The following is a 22276-nucleotide window of genomic DNA, read 5'->3' as shown; positions in this document are numbered from 1 at the left end:
TGCACTCCTTAGCGTGGTTTCAGGGTCGCGATAAGAAAGTCTTTCGAACTTTCTACTTTGCCCTGCTGAATGGCCGCAGCCGGATCGACGTGTTTCGGGCAGACTTCGGAGCAGTAGCCCACGAAAGTACAGCTCCATACGCCGTTCTGGCTGTTCAACTGCGCCATACGCTCCTTCTTACCGTGGTCGCGGCTATCTTCGTTATAACGATGCGCCAGCGTAATGGCAGCCGGACCGATGAACTCTGGGTTCAGGCCAAACTGCGGGCACGCGGCGTAGCACAGACCACAGTTGATGCAACCGGAGAACTGGTGATACTTCGCCATCTGCGCCGGGGTCTGGATGTTAGTACCCTGATCCGCGGTGCGGGCGTTGCCGATGATGTACGGTTTGATCGCTTCCAGACTTTCGATGAAGTGGGTCATATCGACCACCAGATCGCGTTCAATCGGGAAGTTAGCTAACGCTTCAACCTTCATACCGTCGGTGTAATCACGCAGGAAGGTTTTACATGCCAGTTTTGGCACGTTGTTAACCATCATGCCGCAGGAGCCACAAATCGCCATACGGCAGGACCAGCGGTAGCTCAGGTCCGGTGCCAGGTTGTCTTTGATGTAGCCCAGCGCATCCAGTAATGAGGTAGTTGCGTCATAAGGCACTTCATAGAATGCGCTATGCGGTGCGGTATCGACTTCCGGGTTATAGCGCACCACCTCAATTTTCAGGTTTTTCATCTCAGCCATTCGCCTTCTCCTTCTTATTGGCTGCTTCCGCCTTATCGGCTGCATCCGCTTCGCCACCGTAAACACGTTTAGCTGGCGGCAGCGTAGTAATCTTCACGTCGCTGTACTCCAGGCGAGTCGTGCCATCAGCATCGCGGAAGGCGAGGGTGTGTTTGAGGAAGTTGACGTCGTCACGCTCGGTGCAACCTTCGTCCAGACGCTGGTGCGCGCCGCGGGACTCTTTACGTGCCATTGCGGAGTGCGCCATACATTCAGCAACGTTCAGACCGTGGCCCAGCTCAATGGTGTAGAGCAGGTCGGTGTTGAACACGCTGGAAGTGTCGGTGATGCGCACGCGCTTGAAGCGTTCCTGCAGCTCTGCCAGCTTGTCGATGGTTTTCTGCATCAGTTCCGGCGTACGGTAGATACCGCAGCCTTCTTCCATGGCCATGCCCATTTCGTCGCGGATCTTAGCCCAGTTTTCGCCGCCATCCTGGTTAACCAGATCTTTCAGACGTTGTTCAACGCCAGCTGCCTGCGCTTCAATTGCCGCTTCGTTGCCATTACCGGCAGTTGCTGCACGCTCTGTCGCTTGTTCACCGGCCAGACGACCGAAGACCACCAGTTCCGCCAGCGAGTTGGAGCCCAGACGGTTCGCACCGTGCAGACCAACAGAGGAACATTCACCCACGGCGAACAGACCTTTAATGCGGGTTTCACAGTTCTGATCGGTTTCGATACCGCCCATGGTGTAGTGTGCGGTCGGACGTACCGGAATCGGTTCTTTAACCGGATCGACGCCAACGTACGCTTTCGCCAGTTCGCAGATGAACGGCAGACGTTCATGCAGTTTTTTCTCGCCGAGGTGACGCAGGTCGAGGTAAACCACATCGCCACGTGGCGTGGAGATGGTGTTGCCTTTACGCCATTCGTGCCAGAAGGCCTGAGAAACTTTGTCGCGTGGACCCAGTTCCATATATTTGTTTTTCGGCTCGCCCAGCGGAGTTTCCGGGCCCATGCCGTAATCTTGCAGATAACGGTAGCCATTTTTGTTGACCAGAATACCACCTTCACCGCGGCAGCCTTCGGTCATCAGGATACCGGAACCTGGTAGACCGGTTGGGTGATACTGAACGAATTCCATGTCACGCAGCGGAACGCCGTGGCTTAGCGCCATACCCATACCGTCACCGGTAACGATGCCGCCGTTGGTGTTGTAACGATAAACGCGACCCGCACCGCCGGTAGCCATAACGACCGCGTTAGCACGGATCTGCACCAGCGTGCCTTCCATCATGTTCATTGCTACCAGGCCGCGAACATGACCATCATCAACCAGAATATCCAGCACGAAATGTTCGTCAAAACGCTGGATCTGCGGGAATTGCAGAGAGGTCTGGAACAGCGTGTGCAGCATATGGAAGCCGGTCTTATCGGCGGCGAACCAGGTACGCTCGATTTTCATGCCGCCGAAGCGACGTACGTTGACGCTACCATCCGGACGACGGCTCCATGGGCACCCCCACAGTTCCAGTTGGGTCATTTCGGTTGGGCAGTGGTGGACGAAATAATCCACGACATCCTGCTCACACAACCAGTCGCCACCCGCTACTGTATCGTGAAAGTGATATTCGAAGCTGTCATGATCCTGCGCGACAGCGGCGGAGCCCCCTTCTGCAGCAACGGTATGGCTACGCATCGGGTATACTTTTGAGATTAGTGCGATTTTTGCATTTGGATTTGCCTGCGCGGCAGCAATTGCAGCACGTAATCCCGCGCCACCGGCGCCTACAATGGCAAGATCGGCTTGAAAGGTTTGCACGACATTCCTCCAGATTGTTTTTATCCCACAGCCCCGTACTTCAGGGTAAGTGCCTGAAAGTTACGGTCTGCGAACGCTATTCCACTGCTCCTTTATAGGTAAAACAGTATAGTCTGATGGATAGGTCTGAAATTTGACGAGATCGATTTTTTTAGTGCGCAAGAGGGCTAAATTATCACTGAAGATGATTAATTTAATTACTAAACCATCAGATCGTGCTTTTTTTAGTCACTGCCCACCGTTGTTTTATTCCTGCGTAAAATTTGTCTCGCCGTCGCGTTGCGAGTAGACTTCGTGCCCTTGTCAAAAACTGGAGATTTAACTATGAGCGAAACGGCATCCTGGCAGCCGAGCGCATCCATTCCTAACTTATTAAAACGCGCGGCGATTATGGCGGAGATCCGTCGTTTCTTTGCCGATCGTGGAGTGCTGGAGGTGGAGACGCCTTGTATGAGCCAGGCGACGGTAACCGATATTCATTTGGTCCCGTTTGAGACACGTTTCGTTGGCCCCGGGCATTCGCAGGGGATGAATCTCTGGTTAATGACCAGCCCGGAATACCATATGAAGCGCCTGCTGGTTGCCGGTTGTGGGCCGGTATTCCAGCTGTGCCGCAGCTTCCGTAATGAAGAGATGGGGCGTTATCACAACCCTGAGTTCACTATGCTTGAGTGGTATCGACCGCACTATGATATGTACCGGTTGATGAACGAGGTGGACGATCTCTTGCAACAGGTGCTGGACTGTCCGGCAGCAGAAAGCCTTTCTTATCAACAAGCTTTCTTGCGTTATCTGGAAATTGACCCACTATCTGCCGACAAAACGCAACTGCGGGAAGTGGCAGCGAAACTGGATTTGAGCAACGTTGCCGATACTGAAGAAGACCGCGACACGCTTCTACAATTGCTGTTTACCTTTGGCGTAGAGCCAAATATTGGCAAAGAAAAACCGACCTTTGTGTACCACTTTCCAGCCAGCCAGGCATCACTGGCGCAAATCAGTACCGAAGATCATCGGGTCGCTGAACGCTTTGAGGTTTATTATAAAGGTATTGAGCTGGCGAATGGTTTCCATGAATTGACGGATGCCCGTGAGCAGCAACAACGCTTTGAACAAGATAACCGTAAGCGCGCGGCGCGCGGTTTGCCGCAGCACCCCATTGACCAGAATCTGATTGAAGCCTTGAAAGTCGGTATGCCTGACTGCTCCGGCGTGGCATTAGGTGTTGATCGTCTGGTGATGTTGGCGCTGGGCGCGGAGACACTGGCTGAAGTCATCGCCTTTAGCGTTGACCGGGCATAATTCTGAAAAATTACTGAATTAACAGCGAAGAATGGCGTGATAAGCGCCATTCTGTAGCATATGTTTTCATTTTTCCGCTAAAGGCCACAATTTAAGACTGGATATTTGATATCATCCAGGTATCAATTCTGTATTGGTTTTTACGCTGCCCGCTCAATGTTGGGCAGTGCAGTTCAGTGGGCGCGTTTTATACACGCGCTGAAATGAAGGATGGTTTCATGCCTCACTCGATAAAAAAGATGAGTCTGATAGGACTCATATTGATGATCTTTACTTCTGTATTTGGATTTGCCAATAGCCCATCGGCTTATTACTTAATGGGTTATAGTGCGATTCCCTTTTATATATTTTCTGCATTGTTATTCTTTATTCCATTCGCCTTAATGATGGCTGAAATGGGAGCTGCTTATCGCAAAGAAGAAGGCGGTATCTATTCCTGGATGAATAATAGTGTCGGACCACGTTTTGCCTTCATTGGTACGTTTATGTGGTTTTCCTCTTATATCATCTGGATGGTGAGTACCTCCGCGAAAGTTTGGGTACCGTTCTCAACATTCCTCTACGGTAGCGACATGACCCAGCACTGGCATATTGCCGGACTGGAGCCTACGCAGGTGGTTGGTCTGCTGGCAGTGGCATGGATGATTCTGGTCACCGTCGTTGCTTCAAAAGGGATTAATAAAATTGCCCGCATTACTGCGGTGGGCGGTATTGCAGTAATGTGTCTGAATTTAGTATTGCTGTTAGTAAGCATTACTATTTTGTTATTAAATGGTGGGCATTTCGCGCAGGATATTAATTTCCTTGCATCACCGAACCCAGGTTATCAGTCCGGTCTGGCAATGCTATCGTTTGTGGTATTTGCCATTTTTGCCTATGGCGGAATTGAAGCGGTTGGTGGTCTAGTTGATAAAACGGAAAATCCAGAAAAGAACTTTGCCAAAGGTATTGTTTTTGCCGCTATTGTTATTTCAATCGGTTATTCGCTGGCAATATTTTTATGGGGCGTCAGCACAAACTGGCAGCAGGTATTAAGTAATGGTTCCGTTAACCTCGGCAATATTACCTATGTGCTGATGAAGAGCCTCGGGGTGACGCTGGGTAACGCACTGCATTTGTCACCTGAAGCGTCATTGTCGCTGGGCGTATGGTTTGCGCGTATTACCGGACTGTCGATGTTCCTCGCTTATACCGGTGCGTTCTTTACACTTTGCTATTCACCGCTGAAAGCCATCATCCAGGGGACGCCGAAAGCATTGTGGCCGGAACCGATGACGCGCCTGAATGCGATGGGGATGCCGTCTATCGCCATGTGGATGCAGTGTGGGTTGGTTACTGTCTTCATCCTGCTGGTTTCGTTTGGTGGCGGTACCGCATCGGCGTTCTTTAACAAGCTGACGCTGATGGCGAACGTGTCTATGACGCTTCCTTACCTGTTCCTCGCGCTGGCTTTCCCATTTTTTAAAGCACGTCAGGATCTCGACAGACCGTTTGTGATTTTCAAAACGCATATGTCGGCAATGATTGCAACAGTGGTTGTCGTACTGGTGGTGACATTTGCGAACGTCTTCACCATCATTCAACCTGTGGTTGAAGCTGGAGACTGGGACAGCACATTGTGGATGATTGGCGGCCCTGTCTTCTTCTCGCTGTTAGCGATGGCGATTTACCAGAACTATTGCAGTCGCATGGCGAACAAACCTGAGTTAGCTCTCGACTGATCATATGAAATCCTGCAACTCATCGTCTCTCCGGCGATGAGTTGTCTGGAAAGGAAGACGTTATGGACGACGCTAGTCGGGATCCAGTGATAACCGAAGATGAAATCAGGGAGCTGCAATTTTCTGCCGGGGATGTGGCGGAAATAGAGCAAACGGTCCTCTCTTTTGTCGATACCCGCCACACCCGCAAAGTAGCGATGGTGGTGGGTAACACTATTAATACCCTCAAAGAGCGCGATGGTCCGCGGTGGGGAAACCTGCCGGATATCTATTGCGCTTATCTTATTAGATGTCTGGTTTTTCGCGGAGAATTAGTGGGATACGGCGATTTGTTTCGTATGCGCTATAGCGAAATTAAGCGACCGATTATCTCATGAGTGCGCGCATGTTTATCTTGTGCTGCATCTGGTTTATTGTGGCGTTCCTCTGGATAACCATCACTTCCGCGCTGGACAAAGAGTGGATGATTGATGGACGCGGGATTAATAACGTCTGCGATGTGCTGATGTATCTCGAAGATGACGATACCCGTGATGTCGGTGTGATAATGACGTTACCGCTCTTTTTCCCTTTTCTCTGGTTCGCTTTGTGGCGAAAAAAACGCGGCTGGTTTATGTACGCCACCGCGCTGGCTATTTTCGGCTATTGGCTGTGGCAGTTTTTTCTGCGCTATCAGTTTTGCTTATAAGCCGGATGGGTTCATCCGGCCACAAAGACCTTACAAACTTCCCGCCTGACGACCTTTGCCCGCAGAAGTTAATGTTCTCCCCGTTTGTTTACCGTTGAGGCTTTCCAGACGCATCTGGAAGGGCGGGAATGGCATATCGATACCGTGGGCGTGGAAGCCCGCCAGAATTAGTTGGTGGATCTCATGGCGTAGCGGCATACGGTGACCCATCTCAGCGGCGTAAATACGCAGCTCGAAAATCTGAATCCCCTGCTGCAGATCCACCAGGAAGACTTCCGGTGCTGGGTTGTCGATCACCAGTGAGCAGCGACGCGCTGCGGTGAGCAGGATTTCCGTCACTTCTTCACTGTTGGCATCGGCAGGGGCCGGAATTGTCAACACCACACGCGTGACCGAGTCAGAGAGCGACCAGTTGATAAACTGCTCGGTAATAAACGCCTTGTTCGGCACGATAATTTCTTTGCGGTCCCAGTCGCTGATGGTGGTGGCGCGGGTGTTAATTTTCGTCACACTACCGGTAAGATCGCGGATCGTTACCGTATCGCCAATGCGAATCGGTTTTTCGAACAGGATGATCAGGCCAGAGATAAAGTTGGCGAAAATTTCCTGCAAACCAAAACCGAGACCAACACCGAGCGCGGCAACCAGCCACTGCAATTTCGACCACTCAATACCAATCATTGAGAAGCCGACCAGCCCGCCAATCAGCATCAGCAGATATTTGGTGATGGTGGTGATGGCGTAGCCCGTACCCGGCGTTAAATCCAGGTGCTGCAGAATCGCCAGTTCCAGCAGCGCGGGCAGGTTGCGCACCAGCTGCGTGGTGATGATAAACACCAGAATGGCAATCAGTACCGCACCGAGGGTAATCGGCTCCAGGCTTTCTACGCCCTGTACCGTGGAAGTGACATCCCACAGCGAAATATTTTCGAGGAAGCCGAAAGCGGAATGGATTTCTGACCACAGCACAATGACCGAAAGCAGGGCGATCAACATCAAAATTGAGCGCACCAGCCGCAAGGATTGCGCACTGATGGCATCGAGATCGACTTCGCTTTCATCGACTTCAATTGCTCCTTCCGGGCTACTGTGATGATGCGCTTCCTCTTCGCCACGCGCACGCTGCGCTAACATCTCTGCCCGGCGATGCTTCGCCCGGTCAAACGCCAGCCTGCGGCGCTGGATCAGCATCCAGCGGCGGATAACGTGATAAACCACCAGTAGCAGGAACCAGATGGCAACCGAGGTTTCAAGCCTCGCTAACAGTGCCTGCGCCGTTGCCAGATAACCCACCGCCGACGCCAGAATGGCAACCAGAGGTGCGCCAATCATCATGTTCCACAGCATATGGTTGGTAATGTTGTCGCCGCTGCCCTCTTTGTTGAGATACAGCGGGATCCCGGCCTTTTTCAGGCTGAGGGTGACCACCGCCAGCGCACCGCAAATGAGGATAAAGCAAAGCCGTCCCAGCGAACCGGAAAATTCGCGGTCGTCGAGGTTATCGAACATCATCAGCGCCATAATCAGCGGCACAATAAGCCCGATGCTCATCAGGTAGTAACGCATCCCACGGGAAACACGTTCGCGCGGCCAGCCAAAATGAGCGATAAACAAGCCGTTCGGGCGAGCAAAGGTGGCGCAAATCATCACTACCCACAGCAGCGGCACGGTGGCTGTTACGCCATCACCAATCGCGACCGCCAGCGGATAAGGCCACGCCTCGCGCAAGCCGTAACCCAGCGTCATCCACAGCACAGGCAGCGGTGACGCGACGAGAATCGACCAGAAAAGAGTGCGTAACGTCAGCCAGAAGTGATCCTGAGTCACTTTGCCGACTTTCGCCGCCGAACGTTCAAGAAAACGGGTGAAATAGCGGCGCGAGTAAATACTGCAACCGACCAGAATCAACGCGCCAAACAGCGGCAAAATCGTCTCCTTACTGGTCAGCATCATCACACTGGCTTTGCCCAACTGACTGAAGGTGTCCAGCGAAATGAGACGACGCAGATCCTGGGCGATTTCCAGCGGCCAGGCGATGGTCATCGGGCGCACGTCAGAGGTCCAGAACAGATAGCGGTGCGTTGCTTCGTTCACCTCTTTCAGCGCATCCTCCAGTTGCCCGTTGGAGACTTTCAGCTTGGTCAGCTCCAGCAGTAGCGTGTCGCCACCCTGCAACAATGAGTTTAGCAACTCACGCTGAGTGCGTAGCTGTGCTTCCAGAATACGGTTTTGCTCGGCGGTCAGCGGCTGACCGTCGGCCTGATGGATTTGCCGTAGCAGCGGCTGTTTATTAAGCAGATCCTCATAACGTAACCGTTGCACACGTAACTGCGCCATTTCGGTATCAAGCTGTTGTGGTTTTGGCATTTCCGGTAGCCGTGCCACCTGCGCCCGCAACGCTTCGCCGAGCAGGTTAGATGATCCCAGCCATTGCGACTGTTCACGCAGCGTATTCAACGCCTGCCGGACCTGTAACGTCTGGCTGGCAGCCTGACGCTGTTGCGAGGCAACGAGATCCATCCGCTGCGCCTGTTGATTCAGTGCCGCCGATAGTTCGCGGTTAATTTTAAACTGGGCGACGATATCTTTTGGCAAATCGGCGCTACTTTCCGCCAGTTGCTCGGTACTTTCCAGAGCCCGTTCCGCTTCCTGTTGGCGTTGACTATTCAACTGGTTGCGTAGTGCTTGCAAATATGCATCCAGCTGCTGGCTCTCTTTTTCCGCCAGCTCAGAGCGCAAGCGCGCTAATTCCTGGCGGTTATTGGCAGATAGCTGCGCCAGCTCCAGTTCATCAACGAGCGCTTTCAGACGTGCGGAGTCAGACTGCAACGCGAAATTTTGTGCCTGATTGAGCGGGGTATTGCCGGTAAGCGTCCCCAGGCGGCGCTCGATTTCATTCAACTGACGGCGGGCATCGGTTTGCTGTTGCGGCAGTTGATTCAGCGAATCGGCAATCTCGCGGGCGCGCTCCTGCTCTTGCTGGGCCTGACGGCTTTTATCCAGCAACTGACTGCTGATCTGGAGAATTTCCTGATTCAGCGCATCGTTAGACATTCCCGGCGACACGCTGCGTGGCTCGTCACGCATGTTGTTTAACTGCGCGCGCAGAGTGGCGGAAAGTTTCGGATAATTATCAATGACTTCTTGATATTGCTTGATGCGCTCAAGGGAACCTTTTCGTTCCTCAAGCGCATTTAAGGCAGACTGGAGCGCCTCTACGACTTCCGGCTGCGCAGGTTTCGCCGCTTTTGCCTGCTCCAGTTCCTGGGTGATTTGTTTGCTATCGGGGGCCGTCGCGGCGTACGCCCCCCAACTGAGGCACCAGGCCATCAGAAAAGTGATAATCAGGCGCACGTCAGCGTTTCCTTTGATGGATTAGACCTGGTCTTTTTTGTCGTCAACCAATGGGCTGGCGTCGTGTTCTGCTTCGATCTCTTCAGCAGGAAGCGGGGCTGGTTCAGCGTCTGGCGTAACAAAGGTTTCGGTAGATACTGCCAGCGGCTGGCCAATTTTCGTGACAGACAGGCTTTCCAGTTGCTCAACCAGGTTCACTTTACCTGGTGCAAACAGGTTGATAACGGTAGAGCCAAGTTTAAAGCGACCCATTTCCTGGCCTTTCAGCAATGCCACAGAATCGTCGTTTTCCCCGGCAGGCCAGGTCCAGCGCTTGATGATGCCTTCGCGCGGCGGCGTAATGGTGCCCGCCCAGACCGTCTCAATGCTGCCTACAATCGTCGCACCGACCAGAATCTGCGCCATCGGGCCAAATTCGGTATCGAACAGGCAGATCACGCGTTCGTTACGGGCAAACAGATTCGGCACGTTCTGAGCAGTGAGATGGTTAACGGAGAAGAGATCGCCCGGCACGTAGATCATTTCACGCAGAATACCGTTGCACGGCATGTGTACGCGGTGGTAGTCACGTGGGGAGAGGTAAGTGGTCACAAACGTACCGTTACGGAAGAGATCCGCCATCAGATAGTTGCCTGCCAGCAGGGCTTCGAGGCTGTAGTTGTGGCCTTTGGCTTGCAGGATTTTATCTTCTTCGATTTTACCCAACTGGCTGATAACGCCATCGGCAGGCATAACCAGTACATTCGGATCGGTATCGATTGGGCGTACTTCGTCACGCAGCGGACGGACAAAGAATTCGTTAAAGGTGCGGTAGCTGGCGGTGTCCGGCTTTTGCGCCTCTTTCATGTCGACCTTGTAGTATTTAACGAACAGATCGATAACCAGTTTTGTCAGCCATCCTGCCCGCTTGCTTGCGCCCCAACCCGCCAGGCGAGTAAGCCATAGTTTCGGCAGAATGTACTGTAGCGAAAGTTTAAATGAATTTAACAAGGTAGCCTCCAGGCCATTGTTTTGTCGTTCCTGATCCGGCCTACATGCCGGATCCTGAAAAAAAGGGGACGATTCTAACGACGGTTAGCTTAATTGTCAGTCATCCGTATCAGAAAAGTTTTTACGCGTTTTTACCTGCGCCATGCTTTCCAGAATACGGTGATAGTTTTCGAAACGGGTTTCCGCGATTTTTCCTTCCTCAACCGCTTCCCGGATAGCGCAGCCCGGATCGGTATCGTGTTTGCAATCGCGATATTTACACAGACCTAAATAGTCATGGAATTCGACAAAGCCCTGAGTGATTTGTTCCGGCTCCAGGTGCCAGAGACCAAACTCACGCACACCTGGGGAATCAATCACATCACCGCCGTGCGGGAAGTGATACAGTCGTGCGGCGGTCGTGGTGTGCTGACCAAGCCCCGAGTTGTCAGAGACATCGTTGGTCAGGATCTCTTTTTGCAGCCCCAGCAACGCGTTCAGCAGGCTGGATTTGCCAACGCCAGACTGCCCGGCAAAAATGCTGATGCGCCCGGTCAACGCCTCTTCCAGCGGTTTCAGCCCATCCTGAGTATGACTGGAAACCATCAATACGCGATAACCGATATTGCGGTAGATATCCATCTGCTCGTTGACGAACTCCATGCCTTCGTCGTCCAGCAGGTCTATCTTGTTGAGCACAATAATCGGCTCAATCTGCAAGGTTTCGCAGGCCACCAGGTAACGGTCGATAATATTGAGCGACAGCTCCGGCAAAATGGCGGAGACAATGACAATCTGGTCGATGTTGGCAGCAATAGGTTTCACACCGTCGTAAAAATCCGGGCGCGTCAACACTGAGGTGCGCTCATGCACCGCTTCCACGATCCCTTTGACATTTACGCCTTCCGCCGCTGGTTTACCCGGACGCCAGACTACGCGGTCGCCGGTCACCAACGAACGGATGGTACGGCGAATATTGCAGCGGTGAACGTCGCCATCGGCGGATTCCACATCAGCGTGCATACCAAAGCGGCTGATGACGATACCTTCATCAGGCTCGCCAAACAGATTGTCGTCGTAGTCGGGCTTCTCCTTAGACGTTTTAAGACGACGCTGGTGATTGGCGTTCACGCGGCGCTGCTGGCCTTTGGAGAGTTTATTTTTACTCAATCGTACAGACTCCTGGTCGCCCCTGATGGGCAAAACATCTATGATACACGCAATTGTGGATCAATATAGTCACTGTGAATGGGTGGAAAATAGCATGAGTGCCAATGAAAACAACCTGATTTGGATCGATCTTGAGATGACCGGTCTGGATCCCGAGCGCGATCGCATTATTGAGATTGCCACGCTGGTGACCGATGCCAACCTGAATATTCTGGCAGAAGGGCCGACCATTGCAGTACATCAGTCCGATGAACAGCTGGCGCTGATGGATGACTGGAACGTGCGCACCCATACCGCCAGCGGGCTGGTAGAGCGTGTGAAAGCGAGCACGATGGGCGATCGTGAAGCTGAACTGGCAACGCTCGAATTCTTAAAACAGTGGGTGCCTGCGGGAAAATCGCCGATTTGTGGTAACAGCATCGGTCAGGACCGTCGCTTCCTGTTTAAATACATGCCGGAGCTGGAAGCCTACTTCCACTACCGCTATCTCGATGTTAGCACCCTGAAAGAGCTGGCGCGCCGCTGGAAGCCGGAAATTCTTGACGGCTTTACCAAGCAGGGGACGCATCAGGCGATGGATGATATCCGTGAATCGGTGGCGGAGTTGGCTTACTACCGCGAGCATTTTATCAAGCTGTAAAATTTTTCCTGGTCACGTAAGCGCCGGAATCCACTTGCGGCGGCGTGATTTTGACGCTAAATTGAACGTCTTGCTGATAATTTCAGCACTTGAGATAAAAACTCAAAAAAAATTTTTTAGGGGGGTTGCAGAGGGAAAGATTTCTCGTATAATGCGCCTCCCGTAACGACGCAGAAATGCGAAAATTACGAAAGCAAAATTAAGTAGTACGCGGGAATAGCTCAGTTGGTAGAGCACGACCTTGCCAAGGTCGGGGTCGCGAGTTCGAGTCTCGTTTCCCGCTCCAAAATTTGAAAAGTGCTGTAAAGCACAGACCACCCAAGCGGGAATAGCTCAGTTGGTAGAGCACGACCTTGCCAAGGTCGGGGTCGCGAGTTCGAGTCTCGTTTCCCGCTCCAAAATTTGAAAGTGCTGTAAAGCACAGACCACCCAAGCGGGAATAGCTCAGTTGGTAGAGCACGACCTTGCCAAGGTCGGGGTCGCGAGTTCGAGTCTCGTTTCCCGCTCCAAATTCTTCTCTCAATAAAATATCCACAGCGACGCGATGCGTTATTGCTGGTTTTTGTTGTCTCTGACAAACTCTTGTAAACAGAGTTATCCACAGTCTCAGGCTGTAATCTTAATTTCAAAGAAACTTCGCACGGTGAATAGTATTTTTTTAACCTATTGATAGATAAGTTAAAAATTAAGATTCCGTTTTGTCGAGTCGATCACTTGACGATTTTATTCATCTTGAATTGCAATGCGTTTTTATTTTTATTCACAGGCTGTGGATGAATCAGGCGTCACGCGGTAACCCTTTTTCAATCACCCGAACCAGACGCTGTTTTTTCGGTAATTGCACTTCGACTATGCACGCATTTCGCCTCTCGATTTGCTGCGCAATCGCCCACGCTATGTGCTCATCGAGAAGTGGGTGCTCACCTTTACGACTTTCCAGCGCTGTCAAAATCGTTTCATCCCAGGGGGCATTGCCTAATGCTACGGCGATATTACGCAGCCAACGCAGGTGACCTATACGGCGAATCGCCGAACCTTCCGTGACTTTTAAAAACTGCTCTTCGCTCCAGGCGAATAACTCAATGAGTTCCGGAGCGTGTAGCGGCTTACGCGGGCTGAAATCGTCTTCTGTAGTGAGTTGCGAATAGCGATTCCACGGGCAGATAAGCTGGCAGTCATCGCAACCATAAATACGATTTCCCATTAACGGTCGCAACTCTTCCGGGATCGCCCCCTCCAGTTCGATGGTGAGATAAGAGATACAGCGGCGAGCATCGACGGTATATGGCTCGACGATGGCACCGGTCGGGCAAATCGTCATACAGGCCACGCATTTACCGCATCCTTCCTCGACTGGTTGATCCACGGGCAGCGGAATATCGACCAGCAATTCGCCTAAAAAGAAGAACGAACCGGCCTCGCGATTGAGGATAAGTGAGTGCTTACCTGTCCAGCCAAGACCTGCTTTTTCAGCTAACGGGCGCTCGAGAATAGGCGCAGAATCGACAAACGGTCTAAAATTCAGCGAAACACAATGTTGCTGAATCATCTCGCCCAGCTTTTTGAGTCGGTTGCGCAGAAGCTTGTGATAGTCACGGCCCAGCGCATAACGGCTAACATAGCCGAGTTTGGGATTTTTCAGCGTGCTGGCAAATGCGGCGTTAGCAGGAAGGTAATTCATCCGAACGCTGATCACGCGCAGCGTACCGGGCAATAATTCGTGAGGACGAGCACGCAGCATACCGTGACGCGCCATCCAGTCCATTTCGCCGTGGTATTGTTTGTCCAGCCATGCTTGCAGTTTGGGCTCGGACGCGCTGAGATCGGTATCGGTAATACCTACCTGCTGAAAGCCCAGTTCCAGCCCCCACTGTTTAATATTTTGCGCTAATTGATTGAGATCGAGGGGCTCTGACATGACGGACCATACAATGAAGAAAAACCCCGTAAGTATACCACACACCGTCTGGTACGCCGACGATATCCGCCGCGGAGAACGCGAGGCGGCAGATGCGCTGGGGCTCACACTCTATGAGCTGATGCTTCGCGCTGGCGAAGCCGCATTCCAGGTGTGTCGTTCGGCTTATCCTGACGCCCGCCACTGGCTGGTGCTGTGCGGTCATGGTAATAACGGCGGCGATGGCTACGTGGTCGCGCGGCTGGCCAAAGCGATCGGTATTGATGTCACGCTGCTGGCCCAGGAAAGTGACAAACCGTTGCCGGAAGAGGCCGCGCTGGCACGCGAAGCATGGTTAAACGCGGGAGGCGAGATCCATGCTTCGAATATTGTCTGGCCCGAATCGGTAGATCTGATTGTTGATGCGCTGCTCGGCACCGGCTTGCAGCAAGCGCCCCGCGAATCCATTAGCCAGTTAATCGACCACGCTAATACTCACCCTGCGCCGATTGTGGCGGTTGATATCCCTTCCGGCCTTCTGGCTGAAACCGGCGCTACGCCAGGCGCGGTAATCAACGCCGATCACACCATCACTTTTATTGCGCTGAAACCAGGCTTGCTCACTGGAAAAGCGCGGGATGTTACCGGACAACTGCATTTTGACTCACTGGGGCTGGATAGCTGGCTGGCAGGTCAGGAGACGAAAATTCAGCGGTTTTCGGCAGAACAACTTTCTCAGTGGCTGATACCGCGTCGCCCGACTTCGCATAAAGGCGATCACGGGCGGCTGGTGATTATTGGTGGCGATCACGGCACGGCGGGGGCTATTCGTATGACGGGGGAAGCGGCGCTGCGTGCTGGTGCTGGTTTAGTCCGAGTACTGACCCGCAGTGAGAACATTGCGCCGCTGCTGACTGCACGACCGGAATTGATGGTGCATGAACTGACTATGGACTCTCTTACCGAAAGCCTGGAATGGGCCGATGTGGTGGTGATTGGTCCCGGTCTGGGCCAGCAAGAGTGGGGGAAAAAAGCCCTGCAAAAAGTTGAGAATTTTCGCAAACCGATGTTGTGGGATGCCGATGCATTGAACCTGCTGGCAATCAATCCCGATAAGCGTCACAATCGCGTGATCACGCCGCATCCTGGCGAGGCCGCACGGTTGTTAGGCTGTTCCGTCGCTGAAATTGAAAGTGACCGCTTACATTGCACCCAACGTCTGGTACAACGTTATGGCGGCGTAGCGGTGCTGAAAGGTGCCGGAACCGTGGTCGCCGCCCATCCTGACGCTTTAGGCATTATTGATGCCGGAAATGCAGGCATGGCGAGCGGCGGCATGGGCGATGTGCTCTCTGGTATTATTGGCGCATTGCTTGGGCAAAAAATGAGCCCTTATGATGCAGCCTGTGCGGGCTGTGTCGCGCACGGTGCGGCAGCTGACGTACTGGCGGCGCGTTTTGGAACGCGCGGGATGCTGGCAACCGATCTCTTTTCCACGCTACAGCGTATTGTTAACCCGGAAGTGACTGATAAAAACCATGATGAATCGAGTAATTCCGCTCCCTGATGAGCAGGCAACATTAGACCTGGGCGAGCGGGTAGCGAAAGCCTGCGATGGCGCAACCGTAATCTATCTGTATGGCGATTTAGGTGCAGGTAAAACCACCTTTAGCCGGGGCTTTTTACAGGCTCTGGGTCATCAGGGTAATGTCAAAAGCCCCACTTATACGCTGGTCGAACCCTATATGCTCGACAATTTAATGGTTTATCACTTTGATTTGTACCGCCTTGCCGATCCCGAGGAGCTGGAGTTTATGGGGATCCGCGATTATTTTGCCAACGATGCCATCTGCCTGGTGGAGTGGCCACAACAAGGTACAGGTGTTCTTCCTGACCCGGATGTCGAAATACACATTGATTATCAGGCACAAGGCCGTGAGGCGCGCGTGAGTGCGGTTTCCTCTGCGGGTGAATTGTTGCTGGCGCGTTTAGCCGGTTAACCTTTGAAAGGTGGCGGGATGATGTATCGCATCAGAAATTGGTTGGTAGCGACGTTGCTGCTGCTGTGCGCGCAGGTGGGTGCCGCGACGCTCTCTGATATTCAGGTTTCTAACGGCAACCAACAGGCGCGGATAACGTTGAGTTTTATTGGCGATCCTGATTATGCGTTTAGCCATCAAAGCAAACGCACCGTGGCGCTCGATATCAAACAAACGGGCGTGATTCAGGGACTGCCGTTGTTGTTCAGCGGCAATAATCTGGTGAAGGCGATTCGCTCTGGAACGCCTAAAGATGCACAAACGCTACGGCTGGTGGTCGATCTTACCGAAAATGGTAAAACCGAAGCGGTGAAGCGGCAGAATGGCAGCAATTACACTGTCGTCTTTACGATTAACGCCGATGTGCCGCCACCGCCTCCTCCGCCGCCTGTGGTTGCGAAACGCGTTGAAACGCCTGCGGTTGTCGCACCGCGCGTCAGCGAACCGGCGCGCAATCCGTTTAAAACGGAAAGTAACCGCACTACGGGTGTTATCAGCAGTAATACGGTAACGCGTCCGGCAGCGCGCGCGACGGCTAACACAGGCGATAAAATTATCATCGCTATTGATGCCGGACACGGCGGTCAGGATCCTGGCGCTATCGGCCCCGGTGGTACGCGGGAGAAAAATGTCACCATCGCCATCGCGCGTAAATTGCGTACTTTGCTCAATAACGATCCGATGTTTAAAGGCGTTTTAACCCGTGACGGGGATTACTTTATCTCGGTGATGGGGCGCAGTGATGTGGCACGTAAGCAAAACGCCAATTTCCTTGTATCGATTCATGCCGATGCCGCACCAAACCGTAGTGCCACCGGTGCCTCTGTATGGGTGCTCTCAAACCGTCGCGCCAACAGCGAAATGGCAAGCTGGCTGGAACAGCATGAGAAGCAGTCGGAGCTGCTGGGCGGGGCGGGTGATGTGCTGGCGAACAGTCAGTCTGACCCCTATTTAAGCCAGGCGGTGCTGGATTTACAGTTCGGTCATTCCCAGCGGGTAGGGTATGATGTAGCGACCAGTATGATCAGTCAGTTGCAACGCATTGGCGAAATACATAAACGCCGACCAGAACACGCGAGTCTCGGCGTTCTGCGTTCGCCGGATATTCCGTCAGTACTGGTCGAAACCGGTTTTATCAGTAACAACAGCGAAGAACGTTTGCTGGCGAGCGACGATTACCAACAACAGCTGGCAGAAGCCATTTACAAAGGCCTGCGCAATTACTTCCTTGCGCATCCGATGCAATCTGCGCCGCAGGGTGCAACGGCACAAACGGCCAGTACGGTGACGACGCCAGATCGCACGCTGCCAAACTAAGGACGATTGATGCCAATTCAGGTCTTACCGCCACAACTGGCGAACCAGATTGCCGCAGGTGAGGTGGTCGAGCGACCTGCGTCGGTAGTCAAAGAACTGGTGGAAAACAGCCTCGATGCAGGTGCGACGCGTATCGATATTGATATCGAACGCGGTGGGGCGAAACTTATTCGCATTCGTGATAACGGCTGCGGTATCAAAAAAGACGAGCTGGCGCTGGCGCTGGCGCGTCATGCCACCAGTAAAATCGCCTCTCTGGACGATCTCGAAGCCATTATCAGTCTGGGCTTTCGCGGTGAGGCGCTGGCGAGTATCAGTTCGGTTTCCCGCCTGACGCTCACTTCACGCACCGCAGAACAGCAGGAAGCCTGGCAGGCCTATGCCGAAGGGCGCGATATGGACGTGACGGTTAAACCGGCGGCGCATCCGGTGGGAACGACGCTGGAGGTGCTGGACCTGTTCTACAACACCCCGGCGCGGCGCAAATTCCTGCGCACCGAGAAAACCGAATTTAACCATATCGATGAAATCATCCGCCGCATTGCGCTGGCGCGTTTCGACGTCACTATCAGTCTGTCGCATAACGGCAAAATCGTACGCCAGTATCGTGCAGTGCCGGAAGGCGGGCAAAAAGAACGGCGTTTAGGCGCGATTTGCGGCACCGCTTTTCTCGAACAAGCGCTGGCGATTGAATGGCAACACGGCGATCTCACGCTGCGCGGCTGGGTGGCCGATCCAAATCACACTACGCCCGCACTGGCAGAAATTCAGTATTGCTACGTGAACGGTCGCATGATGCGCGATCGCCTGATCAATCACGCGATCCGCCAGGCCTGCGAAGACAAACTGGGGGCCGATCAGCAACCGGCATTTGTGTTGTATCTGGAGATCGACCCGCATCAGGTGGACGTCAACGTGCACCCTGCCAAACACGAAGTGCGTTTCCATCAGTCGCGTCTGGTGCATGACTTTATCTATCAGGGCGTGCTGAGCGTGCTACAACAGCAACTGGAAACGCCGCTACCGCTGGACGATGAACCACAACCTGCACCGCGTGCCATTCCGGAAAATCGCGTGGCGGCTGGGCGCAATCACTTTGCTGAACCGGCAGTTCGTGAGCCGGTAGCTCCGCGCTACTCTCCTGCGCCCGCCTCAGGCAGTCGTCCGGCTGCCTCCTGGCCGAATGCGCAGCCTGGTTACCAGAAACAGCAAGGTGAAGTGTATCGCCAGCTTTTGCAAACGCCCGCTCCGATGCAAAAACCAAAAGCGCCAGAACCGCAGGAACCTGCACTTGCGGCGAACAGTCAGAGTTTTGGTCGGGTACTGACTATCGTCCATTCCGACTGTGCGTTGCTTGAGCGCGATGGCAACATTTCACTTTTATCCTTGCCAGTGGCAGAACGTTGGCTGCGTCAGGCACAATTGACGCCGGGTGAAGTGCCAGTTTGCGCCCAACCGCTGCTTATTCCGTTGCGGCTAAAAGTTTCTGGCGAAGAAAAATCGGCATTAGAAAAAGCGCAGTCTGCCTTGGCGGAACTGGGTATTGATTTCCAGTCCGATGCGCAGCATGTGACCATCAGGGCCGTGCCTTTACCCTTACGCCAACAAAATTTACAAATCTTGATTCCTGAACTGATAGGCTACCTGGCGAAGCAGTCCGTATTCGAACCTGGCAATATTGCGCAGTGGATTGCACGAAATCTGATGAGCGAACATGCGCAGTGGTCAATGGCACAGGCCATAACCCTGCTGGCGGACGTGGAACGGTTATGTCCGCAACTTGTGAAAACGCCGCCGGGTGGTCTGTTACAATCTGTTGATTTACATCCGGCGATAAAAGCCCTGAAAGATGAGTGATATCAGTAAGGCGAGCCTGCCTAAGGCGATTTTTTTGATGGGGCCGACGGCCTCCGGTAAAACAGCGTTAGCCATTGAGCTGCGTAAAATTTTACCAGTAGAGTTGATAAGCGTTGATTCTGCCCTTATTTACAAAGGGATGGATATCGGGACGGCGAAGCCGAACGCTGAAGAGTTACTCGCCGCGCCGCACCGATTGCTGAATATTCGCGATCCGTCGCAGGCTTACTCGGCTGCTGATTTTCGCCGCGATGCGCTGGCGGAAATGGCCGATATCACCGCGGCGGGGCGGATCCCACTATTAGTGGGCGGTACGATGTTGTATTTCAAGGCATTGCTGGAAGGGTTGTCGCCGCTACCGTCGGCAGACCCGGAAGTACGGGCCAGAATTGAGCAACAGGCGGCAGAGCAAGGTTGGGAGTCATTGCATCGTCAACTTCAGGAGGTAGATCCGGTTGCGGCAGCAAGGATTCATCCAAATGATCCACAAAGGCTTTCCCGGGCACTGGAAGTTTTTTTCATTTCGGGTAAAACTTTAACGGAACTGACGCAAACGTCAGGAGACGCTCTACCGTATCAGGTGCATCAGTTCGCCATCGCCCCGGCGAGCCGTGAACTGCTCCATCAACGAATTGAGCAGCGTTTTCATCAGATGTTGGCTTCAGGTTTTGAAGCAGAAGTCCGGGCGCTTTTTGCCCGAGGAGATTTGCATACGGATTTGCCTTCCATTCGTTGCGTGGGTTATCGCCAGATGTGGTCTTACCTTGAAGGCGAAATCTCATACGATGAAATGGTTTATCGAGGTGTTTGCGCCACGAGACAGTTGGCGAAGCGGCAGATAACCTGGCTGCGTGGTTGGGAAGGGGTTCACTGGCTTGACAGTGAAAAACCAGAACAGGCGCGTGACGAAGTATTACAGGTTGTTGGTGCTATCGCAGGCTGAATGTGTACAATTGAGACGTATCGTGCGCAATTTTTTCAGAATCGAAAGGTTCAAAGTACAAATAAGCATATAAGGAAAAGAGAGAATGGCTAAGGGGCAATCTTTACAAGATCCGTTCCTGAACGCACTGCGTCGGGAACGTGTTCCAGTTTCTATTTATTTGGTGAATGGTATTAAGCTGCAAGGACAAATCGAGTCTTTTGATCAGTTCGTGATCCTGTTGAAAAACACGGTCAGCCAGATGGTTTACAAGCACGCGATTTCTACTGTTGTCCCGTCTCGCCCGGTTTCTCATCACAGTAACAACGCCGGTGGCGGTACCAGCAGTAACTATCATCATGGTAGCAGCGCGCAGAATACTTCCGCGCAACAGGACAGCGAAGAAACCGAATAAGGTTTCGGGCTATTTTTTTACACGGGGAGCCAGCGATCCTGCGTTCCCCGCTGATCTATTTAGAGGGTTATACGCTTGTTTGACCGTTATGATGCTGGTGAGCAGGCGGTACTGGTACACATCTATTTTACGCAAGACAAAGATATGGAAGACCTCCAGGAGTTTGAATCTCTGGTCTCTTCCGCCGGTGTCGAAGCATTGCAGGTGATTACCGGTAGCCGTAAAGCGCCGCACCCAAAGTATTTTGTAGGTGAAGGTAAAGCAGTTGAAATTGCGGAAGCCGTAAAAGCGACAGGAGCTTCGGTCGTTCTTTTTGACCATGCCCTGAGCCCGGCGCAGGAGCGTAACCTGGAGCGTTTGTGCGAGTGTCGTGTCATCGACCGCACCGGCCTTATTTTAGATATTTTCGCCCAACGTGCGCGTACCCATGAGGGTAAGTTGCAGGTTGAGTTGGCGCAGTTGCGCCATCTGGCTACGCGCCTGGTGCGTGGCTGGACCCACCTTGAAAGACAGAAAGGCGGGATTGGTTTGCGTGGTCCGGGTGAAACCCAGCTCGAAACCGACCGTCGTTTGTTGCGTAATCGCATCGTGCAGATACAGTCGCGCCTGGAAAGAGTTGAAAAGCAGCGTGAGCAGGGGCGGCAATCGCGTATCAAAGCCGACGTTCCTACTGTTTCGCTGGTGGGATATACCAACGCCGGTAAATCTACTCTTTTCAATCGCATCACCGAAGCGCGGGTCTACGCGGCAGACCAGTTGTTTGCCACCCTCGACCCGACGTTGCGGCGTATTGACGTTGCGGATGTCGGTGAAACCGTGTTGGCAGATACCGTAGGGTTTATTCGCCACCTGCCGCACGATCTGGTGGCGGCATTTAAAGCCACGTTACAAGAGACGCGGCAAGCCACATTGCTGCTGCACGTCATTGACGCGGCGGATGTGCGTGTACAAGAAAACATCGAAGCGGTGAATACGGTTCTTGAAGAGATTGATGCTCACGAGATCCCAACCCTGCTGGTGATGAACAAGATCGATATGCTGGACGATTTCGAACCGCGTATTGACAGAGATGAAGAGAACAAACCGATCCGTGTCTGGCTTTCTGCGCAGACCGGAGCGGGGATACCACAGCTTTTTCAGGCTTTGACGGAGCGTCTTTCCGGCGAGGTGGCGCAGCATACATTGCGTCTGCCGCCGCAGGAAGGGCGCCTGAGAAGTCGTTTTTATCAGCTTCAGGCAATAGAAAAAGAGTGGATGGAGGAGGACGGCAGCGTAAGTCTGCAAGTTCGTATGCCGATCGTTGACTGGCGTCGCCTCTGCAAACAAGAACCGGCGTTGATCGATTACCTGATCTAACGGCGTAGCGTCTGAAGCGTGGAGTCATATCCTCTGGCGTCGAAAGACAACAGGGATCACCGCATAACAAATATGGAGCACAAAC

Annotated in this window: 19 protein-coding genes and 3 tRNA genes; 16 read left to right on the top strand and 6 right to left on the bottom strand. The window is 53.0% G+C overall.

Going from position 1 to position 22276, the window contains the following annotated elements:
- Window positions 1-8: 8 nt before the first annotated feature.
- Both frdB and frdA read right to left on the bottom strand, forming a co-directional pair.
- Window positions 9-743, bottom strand: coding sequence for a fumarate reductase iron-sulfur protein (gene frdB, locus EAS44_RS22105; protein ID WP_000829496.1), 735 nt, complete (start codon window positions 741-743; stop codon window positions 9-11).
- The gene (frdA, locus tag EAS44_RS22100) at window positions 736-2544 is read right to left on the bottom strand and encodes a fumarate reductase (quinol) flavoprotein subunit (RefSeq protein ID WP_001192980.1); all 1809 of its coding nucleotides are present in this window, start codon (window positions 2542-2544) and stop codon (window positions 736-738) included. The genes frdB and frdA overlap by 8 nt, the downstream gene beginning before the upstream one ends.
- A 324-nt stretch (window positions 2545-2868) precedes the next feature.
- On the opposite strand from frdA, the gene epmA reads away from it, so the two are divergent.
- From epmA to yjeO, 4 genes are all read left to right on the top strand, one after another.
- Window positions 2869-3846 carry an elongation factor P--(R)-beta-lysine ligase gene (epmA, locus tag EAS44_RS22095; RefSeq protein ID WP_000004771.1) on the top strand — a complete coding sequence of 326 codons (978 nt, stop codon included), beginning with the start codon at window positions 2869-2871 and terminating at the stop codon, window positions 3844-3846.
- Between the two features lie 218 nt (window positions 3847-4064).
- Window positions 4065-5567 carry a glutamate/gamma-aminobutyrate family transporter YjeM gene (gene yjeM / locus EAS44_RS22090; RefSeq protein ID WP_001350794.1) on the top strand — a complete coding sequence of 501 codons (1503 nt, stop codon included), beginning with the start codon at window positions 4065-4067 and terminating at the stop codon, window positions 5565-5567.
- 62 nt (window positions 5568-5629) lie between these two features.
- Entirely contained in the window at window positions 5630-5944 is a 315-nt protein-coding gene (gene yjeN / locus EAS44_RS22085; RefSeq protein WP_000340723.1) for a protein YjeN, read from the top strand.
- Window positions 5941-6255 (top strand): YjeO family protein, encoded by a 315-nt coding sequence (yjeO, locus tag EAS44_RS22080; protein WP_001276173.1) that lies wholly within the window; start codon window positions 5941-5943, stop codon window positions 6253-6255. The genes yjeN and yjeO overlap by 4 nt, the downstream gene beginning before the upstream one ends.
- 30 nt (window positions 6256-6285) lie before the next feature.
- Here yjeO and mscM read toward each other — a convergent pair whose 3' ends face one another.
- The 3 genes from mscM to rsgA form a co-directional block, all read right to left on the bottom strand.
- Window positions 6286-9609 (bottom strand): miniconductance mechanosensitive channel MscM, encoded by a 3324-nt coding sequence (mscM, locus tag EAS44_RS22075; RefSeq protein WP_001236830.1) that lies wholly within the window; start codon window positions 9607-9609, stop codon window positions 6286-6288.
- Window positions 9610-9630: 21 nt separating this feature from the next.
- Window positions 9631-10599, bottom strand: coding sequence for an archaetidylserine decarboxylase (gene asd, locus EAS44_RS22070; RefSeq protein ID WP_000934911.1), 969 nt, complete (start codon window positions 10597-10599; stop codon window positions 9631-9633).
- Window positions 10600-10695: 96 nt separating this feature from the next.
- Entirely contained in the window at window positions 10696-11748 is a 1053-nt protein-coding gene (gene rsgA, locus EAS44_RS22065; RefSeq protein WP_000041976.1) for a small ribosomal subunit biogenesis GTPase RsgA, read from the bottom strand.
- A gap of 94 nt (window positions 11749-11842) precedes the next feature.
- On the opposite strand from rsgA, the gene orn reads away from it, so the two are divergent.
- From orn to EAS44_RS22040, 5 genes are all read left to right on the top strand, one after another.
- Window positions 11843-12388, top strand: a complete 546-nt coding sequence (orn, locus tag EAS44_RS22060) for an oligoribonuclease (RefSeq protein ID WP_001295188.1) — start codon at window positions 11843-11845, stop codon at window positions 12386-12388.
- Window positions 12389-12598: 210 nt separating this feature from the next.
- A tRNA-Gly gene (locus tag EAS44_RS22055) sits at window positions 12599-12674 on the top strand.
- Between the two features lie 36 nt (window positions 12675-12710).
- A tRNA-Gly gene (locus tag EAS44_RS22050) sits at window positions 12711-12786 on the top strand.
- Between the two features lie 35 nt (window positions 12787-12821).
- Window positions 12822-12897, top strand: a tRNA-Gly gene (locus EAS44_RS22045).
- Between the two features lie 233 nt (window positions 12898-13130).
- Window positions 13131-13184 carry a hypothetical protein gene (locus tag EAS44_RS22040; RefSeq protein WP_010723271.1) on the top strand — a complete coding sequence of 18 codons (54 nt, stop codon included), beginning with the start codon at window positions 13131-13133 and terminating at the stop codon, window positions 13182-13184.
- Here EAS44_RS22040 and queG read toward each other — a convergent pair.
- Window positions 13167-14306 (bottom strand): tRNA epoxyqueuosine(34) reductase QueG, encoded by a 1140-nt coding sequence (queG, locus tag EAS44_RS22035; protein WP_001294242.1) that lies wholly within the window; start codon window positions 14304-14306, stop codon window positions 13167-13169. The genes EAS44_RS22040 and queG overlap by 18 nt on opposite strands.
- Here queG and nnr point away from each other — a divergent pair.
- The 7 genes from nnr (at window position 14305) to hflX (ending at window position 22191) form a co-directional block, all read left to right on the top strand.
- Window positions 14305-15852, top strand: coding sequence for a bifunctional ADP-dependent NAD(P)H-hydrate dehydratase/NAD(P)H-hydrate epimerase (gene nnr, locus EAS44_RS22030; RefSeq protein ID WP_000129526.1), 1548 nt, complete (start codon window positions 14305-14307; stop codon window positions 15850-15852). The two genes, queG and nnr, sit on opposite strands and share 2 nt — an antisense overlap.
- The gene (tsaE, locus tag EAS44_RS22025) at window positions 15824-16285 is read left to right on the top strand and encodes a tRNA (adenosine(37)-N6)-threonylcarbamoyltransferase complex ATPase subunit type 1 TsaE (protein WP_000981971.1); all 462 of its coding nucleotides are present in this window, start codon (window positions 15824-15826) and stop codon (window positions 16283-16285) included. The genes nnr and tsaE overlap by 29 nt, the downstream gene beginning before the upstream one ends.
- An 18-nt stretch (window positions 16286-16303) precedes the next feature.
- Window positions 16304-17641 (top strand): N-acetylmuramoyl-L-alanine amidase AmiB, encoded by a 1338-nt coding sequence (gene amiB / locus EAS44_RS22020; RefSeq protein WP_000990304.1) that lies wholly within the window; start codon window positions 16304-16306, stop codon window positions 17639-17641.
- 9 nt (window positions 17642-17650) lie between these two features.
- Window positions 17651-19498 (top strand): DNA mismatch repair endonuclease MutL, encoded by a 1848-nt coding sequence (mutL, locus tag EAS44_RS22015; protein WP_001298688.1) that lies wholly within the window; start codon window positions 17651-17653, stop codon window positions 19496-19498.
- The gene (gene miaA, locus EAS44_RS22010; protein WP_001280359.1) at window positions 19491-20441 is read left to right on the top strand and encodes a tRNA (adenosine(37)-N6)-dimethylallyltransferase MiaA; all 951 of its coding nucleotides are present in this window, start codon (window positions 19491-19493) and stop codon (window positions 20439-20441) included. Before mutL ends, miaA begins: the two co-directional genes overlap by 8 nt.
- A gap of 85 nt (window positions 20442-20526) precedes the next feature.
- Complete coding sequence (gene hfq / locus EAS44_RS22005; protein WP_001051883.1) at window positions 20527-20835, top strand: RNA chaperone Hfq; 309 nt, start codon at window positions 20527-20529, stop codon at window positions 20833-20835.
- Window positions 20836-20910: 75 nt separating this feature from the next.
- Window positions 20911-22191, top strand: a complete 1281-nt coding sequence (hflX, locus tag EAS44_RS22000; protein WP_000460357.1) for a ribosome rescue GTPase HflX — start codon at window positions 20911-20913, stop codon at window positions 22189-22191.
- Window positions 22192-22276 lie beyond the last annotated feature (85 nt).

It is taken from the genome of Escherichia coli DSM 30083 = JCM 1649 = ATCC 11775 (genome assembly GCF_003697165.2).
GTDB classification, from domain to species: domain Bacteria; phylum Pseudomonadota; class Gammaproteobacteria; order Enterobacterales; family Enterobacteriaceae; genus Escherichia; species Escherichia coli.
The sequence above is the reverse complement of the archived record's forward strand: the minus strand, read 5'-3'. Positions and strand labels throughout refer to the sequence as shown.

What these genes read in the sequence shown, in the direction of transcription:
- hfq (WP_001051883.1), top strand. Translation starts at nt 20,527, where the DNA reads ATGGCTAAGGGGCAATCTTTACAAGATCCGTTCCTGAACGCACTGCGT.
- epmA (WP_000004771.1), top strand. Translation starts at nt 2,869, where the DNA reads ATGAGCGAAACGGCATCCTGGCAGCCGAGCGCATCCATTCCTAACTTA.
- orn (WP_001295188.1), top strand. Translation starts at nt 11,843, where the DNA reads ATGAGTGCCAATGAAAACAACCTGATTTGGATCGATCTTGAGATGACC.
- mutL (WP_001298688.1), top strand. Translation starts at nt 17,651, where the DNA reads ATGCCAATTCAGGTCTTACCGCCACAACTGGCGAACCAGATTGCCGCA.
- amiB (WP_000990304.1), top strand. Translation starts at nt 16,304, where the DNA reads ATGATGTATCGCATCAGAAATTGGTTGGTAGCGACGTTGCTGCTGCTG.
- miaA (WP_001280359.1), top strand. Translation starts at nt 19,491, where the DNA reads ATGAGTGATATCAGTAAGGCGAGCCTGCCTAAGGCGATTTTTTTGATG.
- tsaE (WP_000981971.1), top strand. Translation starts at nt 15,824, where the DNA reads ATGATGAATCGAGTAATTCCGCTCCCTGATGAGCAGGCAACATTAGAC.
- yjeN (WP_000340723.1), top strand. Translation starts at nt 5,630, where the DNA reads ATGGACGACGCTAGTCGGGATCCAGTGATAACCGAAGATGAAATCAGG.
- yjeM (WP_001350794.1), top strand. Translation starts at nt 4,065, where the DNA reads ATGCCTCACTCGATAAAAAAGATGAGTCTGATAGGACTCATATTGATG.
- yjeO (WP_001276173.1), top strand. Translation starts at nt 5,941, where the DNA reads ATGAGTGCGCGCATGTTTATCTTGTGCTGCATCTGGTTTATTGTGGCG.
- nnr (WP_000129526.1), top strand. Translation starts at nt 14,305, where the DNA reads ATGACGGACCATACAATGAAGAAAAACCCCGTAAGTATACCACACACC.
- frdB (WP_000829496.1), bottom strand. Translation starts at nt 743, where the DNA reads ATGGCTGAGATGAAAAACCTGAAAATTGAGGTGGTGCGCTATAACCCG.
- queG (WP_001294242.1), bottom strand. Translation starts at nt 14,306, where the DNA reads ATGTCAGAGCCCCTCGATCTCAATCAATTAGCGCAAAATATTAAACAG.